This window comes from Candidatus Omnitrophota bacterium (genome assembly GCA_028693815.1).
GTDB lineage: Bacteria > Omnitrophota > Gorgyraeia > Zapsychrales > Aceulaceae > Aceula.
In genome coordinates, this window is record JAQUUP010000039.1 from 1 (window position 1) to 7,523 (window position 7,523).

Below are 7,523 nucleotides of genomic sequence, written 5' to 3' on the forward strand. Positions count from 1 at the left end.
GGGGGGTTGGTGATCAATATGTTCGTGTGATGCTGCAGGTGCCTACAAAACTTTCAAAAGAACAAAAAAGTATTTTAGAAGAATATGCTCGTGTCAGTGGTGAGGAAATAAATGAGCAAAATGAGTCTTTTACAGAAAAATTGAAAAAAGCGTTTAAATGAGTTTATCGTTACGCAGGTTGACGAATGTAAAACGTGAACCCAATAAAGCGGAGTTTATTTATGCCAACATATGAATATGAATGTTCTAAGTGTGGTCATCAGCTAGAAATCCTTCAGTCTATAACTGAAAAACCTTTGAAAAAGTGCCCGGAGTGCCAAAAAAACAATTTGCAGCGATTGCTTGGCTCAGGAGCTGGTATTATTTTCAAAGGAAGTGGATTTTACGAAACTGATTACAAGAAAAAAGAACCTTCAAAAAAAGAATCTAAGTCAAAATCAACTTGTCCATCAGATTGTCCTAATAAAAGTTGCTCAGCAAGCTCGTAATTTCCTAAAATAACAGATATTTCGAGAATATAAAATTTCTTAGATTTTGGTTTTCTGGCCCTGTTTATTCTGGTATCATTTCTTATACCTTAGAATTTTAAGGAACCTTAAGTTAACCATATTTAAAAGAAAGTTTTAAGCATGACACAAATCAGAGCATTTAAAGCCGTTCACTATAATCCCAAAAAGATCAAAGATTTATCCGAAGTGGTTTGTCCTCCGTACGATGTTATTTCGCCTGAGGCTCAGACTGCTTTTCATAATGCCCATCCTAATAATTTTATTCGAATTCTTTTAGGAATGGAAAAATCTAAAGATAATTCGTATGATAATAAATATACGCGTGCAAAAAAGATTTTTGCAGAATGGATGAAAAAAGGTATTCTTGTTCAAGATGACAAGCCATGTTTTTATGTCTACAAGCAAGAATACAAGGTGTGTGGTCAGAAAAAAACACGGATAGGTTTTTTAGCGCTTATGCGCCTTCAGGATAAAGAAAAATCAAAGATTTATCCTCATGAAAATACTCACAAGGAAGCTAAAAAGGACCGACTTCGTCTTTGGCGAAACGTTAAAGCAAACTTAAGCCCGATTTTTGTTTGTTTTTCTGATCAATACAAGAGAATTGAAAACATTTTTCATGATTTTTCCTCTCAAAAAGAGCCTATTATTGATATTATCGATCAAGATCAGGTTCGACATATTGTGTCTCGCCTAGATGACCCAATTTCTATTGAAAAAGTTAAGAATTTAATTGATGGTCAGCAATTGTTTATTGCTGATGGACATCATCGCTATGAAGTTGCCATGGAATACCGAAAATCCCGCATGAAACGAAAGAAAAGAACAACGGGCAAAGAATCTTTTAACTATATTATGACTTATATGACAAATTTGGATTCAAGGGATCTTGTCATTCTTCCGATTCATCGCGTTGTTAAGAAATTTCCTTCAAAAACAGATTTTTTGGAAGAATTCTTTAGAATTGATAAAATAAAGGATGTTGAACAGCTTAAAATTTTACTTGGTAAAGCAGGTAAAAATGAGCATGCGTTTGGTCTTTATACACGTGATGGAATTAAATTATTGCGCTTGAAGAATAGAATGCTTATTGACCAGCACATTCATGAAGGCTCTAGGGAGTTTCAACATTTAGACGCAACAATTTTAAAGACACTTGTTTTTGATCGTGTTAAAATTACATCAGACAATATCACGTATAAAAAAGACTTAGATGAGGCAGTTAAGATGGTTGATTCTAAAAAAGCTGCGGCATGCTTTGTCCTAAATTCTGTTGGAGTTGAGCAACTTAAATCTATTGCGCTTAATGGAGAAAAAATGCCTCCAAAGACAACATATTTTTACCCAAAAGTTCTTTCAGGATTGACAATTTACAAAATGGATAAATAGAAAGCAAGAATATTATGGCATTATTTGGAAAAGATAAATATACGCTTGTTAAAGTTCGAAAAAAGGTGATTCCAGATGGTCTTTGGGTTAAATGTCCAGACTGCCAGGCGCCACACTATAAGAAAACGCTAAAGGACAATTTGAATGTTTGCCCAAAATGCAGTTTTCATCTTCAGGTTACTTCTCATGAGAGAATTGATATTCTTTTGGATGAGGGAAGCTTTCAGGAGCATGACTCAAATTTAGTTTCTGCGGATCCTTTAAAATTCCAAGGACCCAAGACATACCAAGAAAAGCTAAAAAGTGATCGAAAGATAACAAATTTAAAAGATGCCGTTATCACAGGCGTTGGAACGATGAAAGGAATTAAAGTTGCTATTGGCGTCACAGATTCACGTTTTATTATGGGATCTATGGGTTCTGTTGTTGGCGAACGTATTACGCGTATTGCAGAGCATGCAACAAAGAATAAATTACCTCTTATTATTGTTTCGGGATCAGGTGGTGGCGCTAGGATGTACGAAGGAATGTTTTCATTAATGCAGATGGCTAAGACATGTGCTGCTTTGGCAAAGCATTCCGAGGCAAAACTTTTGCATATTTCGCTTTTAACAAATCCAACAATGGCAGGGATCATGGCATCATTTGCTGGAGTTGGAGATGTAATTATGGCTGAGCCAAAGGCTTTGATTGGCTTTGCAGGGCCAAGAGTCATAGAGCAGACAATACGCCAAAAGCTTCCTGTTGGGTTTCAAAGATCGGAATTTCTAATTGAGCATGGGTTGATTGATATGATTGTTGAGAGAAAAGATCTTAAGGAAACTATTTTTAAAATTATCAATTATACCTGCAATTCTTAAATCTTTCAAAATATCAGGTTATCTCCAATAAATTTTATAGTTGTGTGAATAAGCGATTTTGCTATAATAGGGACTAATATTAATATTAATAAAGGAACTTATTATATATGGCTTCGATCACATTAAAAGGCATCAATAAGACTTATAAGGGTGATGTTAGAGCGGTCAAAGATGTCAATCTTGAGATTAAAGACAAAGAGTTTCTTGTTTTAGTTGGACCTTCGGGGTGCGGGAAATCAACGACACTTCGCATGGTTGCAGGACTTGAGGATATTTCTCAAGGAACTGTGCAGATTGGTGATCGCATTGTTAACGATGTTCCTGCCAAAGATCGCGATATCGCGATGGTTTTTCAGAATTATGCTCTTTATCCTCACATGACTGTTTTTGAAAACATGTCTTTTGGGCTTCGTCTTAAGAGATATCCTAAAGAAGAAATTGTTCGTCGCGTAAATGAAGCGGCAGAAATCCTGAATATTCAGAAATTGTTAGATCGTCGTCCGGGCCAGCTTTCTGGTGGAGAGCGTCAGCGTGTTGCTCTTGGTCGTGCGATTGTACGAAAGCCAAGAGTTTTCTTGTTTGATGAGCCTCTAAGCAATCTAGATGCTAAAATGCGTGTTCAGATGCGTACCGAAATTCATAAACTTCGCTTAAGACTTCAAACGACATTTATTTATGTGACTCACGATCAAACTGAAGCCTTGACTTTGGGTGATCGTATTGCTGTTATGAAGGACGGAATTGTTCATCAGTGCGCTGATCCGATGACGATTTATGATTTTCCGGTTAATAAATTTGTTGCGGGATTTATTGGTTCTCCACCGATTAATTTTATGCTCGGCAAGATTGTAAAGTTGCATGGAAAATTTTATTTTAGTGAAGATAATTTTCAGTTAAAAATAGTAGAAGAGATGTATAAGGCGATTGCACCATACGAAGGAAAGACTGTTACGTTTGGCGTAAGGGCCGAGGATATTTATGATAAATTGTTTATTTCCGAATCTTCTTCGGATAATACAATCAATGCTGTTTGCGAGGTTGTTGAGCCCTTGGGGTCGGAAGTGTATTTATATTTGAATACTGGCAAACATCCATTTGTTGCACGTGTTGGGGCGCATAATCGTCCAGAAGTTAATCGTGAAATGAGTTTGGTGTTTGACATGAACAAGGTGCATTTCTTTGATCAAGAAACTGAAAAAACAATTATTTAATTTCACAATACTTCCAATCTTTGCGATTTTTATCTTTTTGGTTGTTTTCTTCGTTTATGCTACAAAATTTAATCAACAGTTTTTCGTTGTTATTTTAGTAACACAGCTTGTTGCCCTCATTTTTTTAATTTCTTTCCGAAATAAATTCTTACAACAAAAGACTATTTATGATTTGCAGGAAGAAGAATATTTAGAAAATATTAATCTTTTATGCTCGCAGGCCGAAAAAGAAGATTTTAATAGAGAGTCGCTCCGAGGACGTTTTGAGGATTATTCGAAGTTAAAAACCTTAGCCGAAAAATTAAGCTTAAGCGCAACACGGCTTGATGCGGCTAATATTTTAACTGAACAAGCTGATGAGTTGATTGGAAAGAATGATGCGACAGCTGTTCTTTACCTTCGAGACTTAGAAACGGGTGAACCGTCGATGATTTCTTCGATTCATAATAAAATAAAAATGAATATTAAATCAAAAAAAGGGGATTATTTTGATCGTTGGGTTTTTAAGAAGTTAAAACCTTTATTAGTTGAAGATGCTAAAAGTGATTTTAGATTTGATGTGTCGCATAGCTTTTCCGAGGATGAAGAAAGAGAAAAAAGGTCGTTGATTTCTGTTCCGCTTATTTTAGGTGATAAAGTTCTTGGCGTTTTGCGTCTTGACAGTCCAAATGAAAGAAGATTTTCAACAGAAGATTTGCGATTTTTATCTCGCATTGGCGATTTAGGTTCTGTGGCGATGGAAAGTGCGCATTTATATGAACGGATTCAAGATTTGGCAGTTAAAGATAGTTTGACTGGGCTTTATTTAAGAAGATTTCTGATGGATCGATTAAACGCAGAGTTTCCGAGAGAGTTGCGGCATAAATCTGATTTATCTCTTTTAGTTATTGATTTAGATAACTTTAAGAAATACAACGATGAGTTTGGCCATATTGCCGGAGATATTGTGCTCAAAAAAGTAAGCGAGCATTTGGTTGATGTCTTTAATAGTCCTGGAGATATTGTTTGTCGATACGGTGGAGAAGAATTTGTTGTGATGCTGCCTGATTGTACAAAAATGCAAGCTAAAGAATTAGCCGAAGATTTGAGGAAAAGAATAGAAGGAACAGAAATTCTTTTGAGACGGGAAAAAACAAAGGTAACGGTTTCAATTGGAATTGCTTCGTTTCCGGCGGATGCACAAATGAAGGAAGAATTAATTCATAAAGCAGACCAGGCGATGTATCAAGCAAAACAAAGAGGACGAAATAAAGTATGTTTATCTTAATGATATTATTAGATTTAATATTTTTGTTTTCTTTTGTTTATTTTGCTAAAAGAATTATTTCAGAAAAACAAAAGAAAGAAAAAGATAAACTTTTTGATATCCAGGAAAGACTTAAAAGAATCTCCAAAAGTTGTGATAATGTTGTTCGGGATAGGAAAGAAATGGAGCGAAAAGCGACGGAGATTTTTACATTGTATGATATTACAAAGGAAATTACTAAAACTTTGAGCGAGCAAAAAGCTTTTGAGGTTTTTCGAGAAGCGTTGAAGGTCAATGTATTTTTTGAGGAGTGTCGTTTGGTCCATTCTGAAGGAGATCGTCGAAAGAATGCGCCGGATCCGAGTGATCATTTTATTTTTCCGATTAAGGGTCGACGAAAAGAGTTGGGTTATATTGCGATTAAAGGTCTTTTGGAAAAAGATAAAGAGAAATTTATTATTTTGGCACAGCAATTTGGACTTGCGCTTCAGCGTGTGAGGCTTTATCAGGAAGTTGAGAAGGCGGCGATTACAGATAGTTTAACTGGTGTGCATACTAGGCGTTATTTGATGGAGCGTTTTGAAGAAGAAATTCAGCGTGCTTTGATTAGAAAAAGAAATTTGTCATTTTTGATGATTGATGTTGATTATTTTAAGGCGGTTAATGATCAGCATGGGCATTTGGTCGGAGATCAGGTTTTGCGTTCTGTTAGTCTTTTGATTCAAGAAAATGTTCGTGAGATTGATCTTGCGGGTCGTTATGGGGGAGAAGAATTTTGCGTTGTTTTGCCCGACACAGACACAGACGGAAGTTTTTTTGTTGCGGAACGTATTCGAAAAGCAATTGAAGAAAATGAGATTCAAGCCTACGACGCCAAGGTGCGTGTTACTGTTAGCCTTGGCGTTTCTTGTTTTCCTGTCGATGGGGAAAGTTCTGCGGAGCTTATTGATAAAGCTGATGGAGCATTGTATCGTTCTAAAAAGCGCGGACGTAATTGTACATCTGCTTTTGGTCAATAACAGATAATTATTAATATTTATATTTTTATTTATAAGATTCTTTCGTAGTTTTATACAAGTCGTTGTTTTTCAATATTTTATACTCCAGTCGAAAAGTATTACATTTTCTTGAATATGTTTCTTTTTTCAGGTAAAATAACCACTCTATGAAGCAATTTGTCATTGGAATTGATATTGGCGGTACAAATATAAAGATCGGCCTTATTAACAAAAAGGCGGAGATTCTTTTTAGGCTAAATTTGAAAACAAAGACTGTTAGTAAAAATACTAATCAGTTAGTTGAAGGTTTAGCGACTGCTTGCCTTAAAGTCATATCTGAAAACCATCTAGAAAAGAATCAAATTCTTGGTGTTGGCATTGGCCTTCCTGGTCTTGTGGATATTAAGCATAATATTGTTTATTCTTTAACGAATATCAAGGGATGGAAAAACGTTCCTTTAAAGAAAATTATTGAGAAAAAGATCGGGATTCCAGTTTTTATTGACAATGATGTTAATGTGATTGCATTGGCAGAGTGGACATACGGTGCAGGAAAAGGTGCGGCGGATTTAATTTGTATGACATTGGGCACAGGTGTTGGAGGAGGACTTATTTTAAATAATGCGATTTATCGGGGACCAGGTTTTGCGGCAGGGGAATTGGGCCATACGCCTCTTAATGAAAAAGGAAAGAACTGCAATTGTGGTGGGTTTGCTTGCATGGAAACGGTTGTTGGAAATCAGTATTTGGAAAAGAAAGCAAAAAGATTTCTTAATCAAAAAGATATAACGCTTGAGCAAGTGACGGCTTTAGCTAATAAAGGAAATAAAAAAGCAGTTTTGTTTTGGGAGCAAACGGCAGAGCATATTTCTAACGGTTTGATTGGGGTTGTCAACACTCTTAATCCAAGTCTTATTCTTGTTGGGGGCGGTGTGGCCGAAGCATATAAATATATTTTTCCTGTGATGCGCCAAGTTATTAAAAAAAGAGCAATGCATATTCAGGGTCGGATGGTAAGAATTAAAAAGACAACATTAGGACAAGACGCGGGTATTATTGGTTCGCAGGTTTTGGTTTTAGAGATGCTAGGAGCGCACCAAGCATAAAAATATGAGAAACAAAATTCTAAACTTTATTATTTTCTTAACGTTGATTGGATGCTTGTGCGGAGCATTTTGTGTTAATGCGATTGCTCAAGAGAAGCAAAGTGTCCCTGATTCTGTTGTGTTAGATAGCGTTGATTAGAATGAAGGGATAATCGAGAAGGATGTTAATGAAGAAAAAACAGAGCAAGTATTTGAGGAGCCGAA

At 35.9% G+C, this 7,523-nt stretch carries 8 protein-coding genes; all 8 read left to right on the forward strand.

Annotated elements, in window-relative coordinates:
* Positions 1 to 221 precede the first annotated feature (221 nt).
* The 8 genes from PHY73_08540 (at position 222) to PHY73_08575 (ending at position 7,458) form a co-directional block, all read left to right on the forward strand.
* Complete coding sequence (locus PHY73_08540) at positions 222 to 488, forward strand: zinc ribbon domain-containing protein (GenBank protein MDD3375748.1); 267 nt, start codon at positions 222 to 224, stop codon at positions 486 to 488.
* Positions 489 to 629: 141 nt separating this feature from the next.
* Entirely contained in the window at positions 630 to 1,898 is a 1,269-nt protein-coding gene (locus tag PHY73_08545; GenBank protein MDD3375749.1) for a DUF1015 domain-containing protein, read from the forward strand.
* 14 nt (positions 1,899 to 1,912) lie between these two features.
* Positions 1,913 to 2,758 (forward strand): acetyl-CoA carboxylase, carboxyltransferase subunit beta, encoded by an 846-nt coding sequence (gene accD / locus PHY73_08550; protein MDD3375750.1) that lies wholly within the window; start codon positions 1,913 to 1,915, stop codon positions 2,756 to 2,758.
* Between the two features lie 107 nt (positions 2,759 to 2,865).
* On the forward strand, positions 2,866 to 3,969 hold the full coding sequence (gene ugpC, locus PHY73_08555) for a sn-glycerol-3-phosphate ABC transporter ATP-binding protein UgpC (protein ID MDD3375751.1): 1,104 nt from the start codon (positions 2,866 to 2,868) through the stop codon (positions 3,967 to 3,969).
* On the forward strand, positions 3,938 to 5,236 hold the full coding sequence (locus PHY73_08560) for a diguanylate cyclase (protein ID MDD3375752.1): 1,299 nt from the start codon (positions 3,938 to 3,940) through the stop codon (positions 5,234 to 5,236). The genes ugpC and PHY73_08560 overlap by 32 nt, the downstream gene beginning before the upstream one ends.
* Complete coding sequence (locus tag PHY73_08565) at positions 5,236 to 6,234, forward strand: GGDEF domain-containing protein (protein ID MDD3375753.1); 999 nt, start codon at positions 5,236 to 5,238, stop codon at positions 6,232 to 6,234. Before PHY73_08560 ends, PHY73_08565 begins: the two co-directional genes overlap by 1 nt.
* 146 nt (positions 6,235 to 6,380) lie before the next feature.
* On the forward strand, positions 6,381 to 7,319 hold the full coding sequence (locus PHY73_08570) for an ROK family protein (GenBank protein MDD3375754.1): 939 nt from the start codon (positions 6,381 to 6,383) through the stop codon (positions 7,317 to 7,319).
* 4 nt (positions 7,320 to 7,323) lie between these two features.
* Complete coding sequence (locus PHY73_08575) at positions 7,324 to 7,458, forward strand: hypothetical protein (GenBank protein ID MDD3375755.1); 135 nt, start codon at positions 7,324 to 7,326, stop codon at positions 7,456 to 7,458.
* The last annotated feature ends 65 nt before the right edge of the window (positions 7,459 to 7,523 follow it).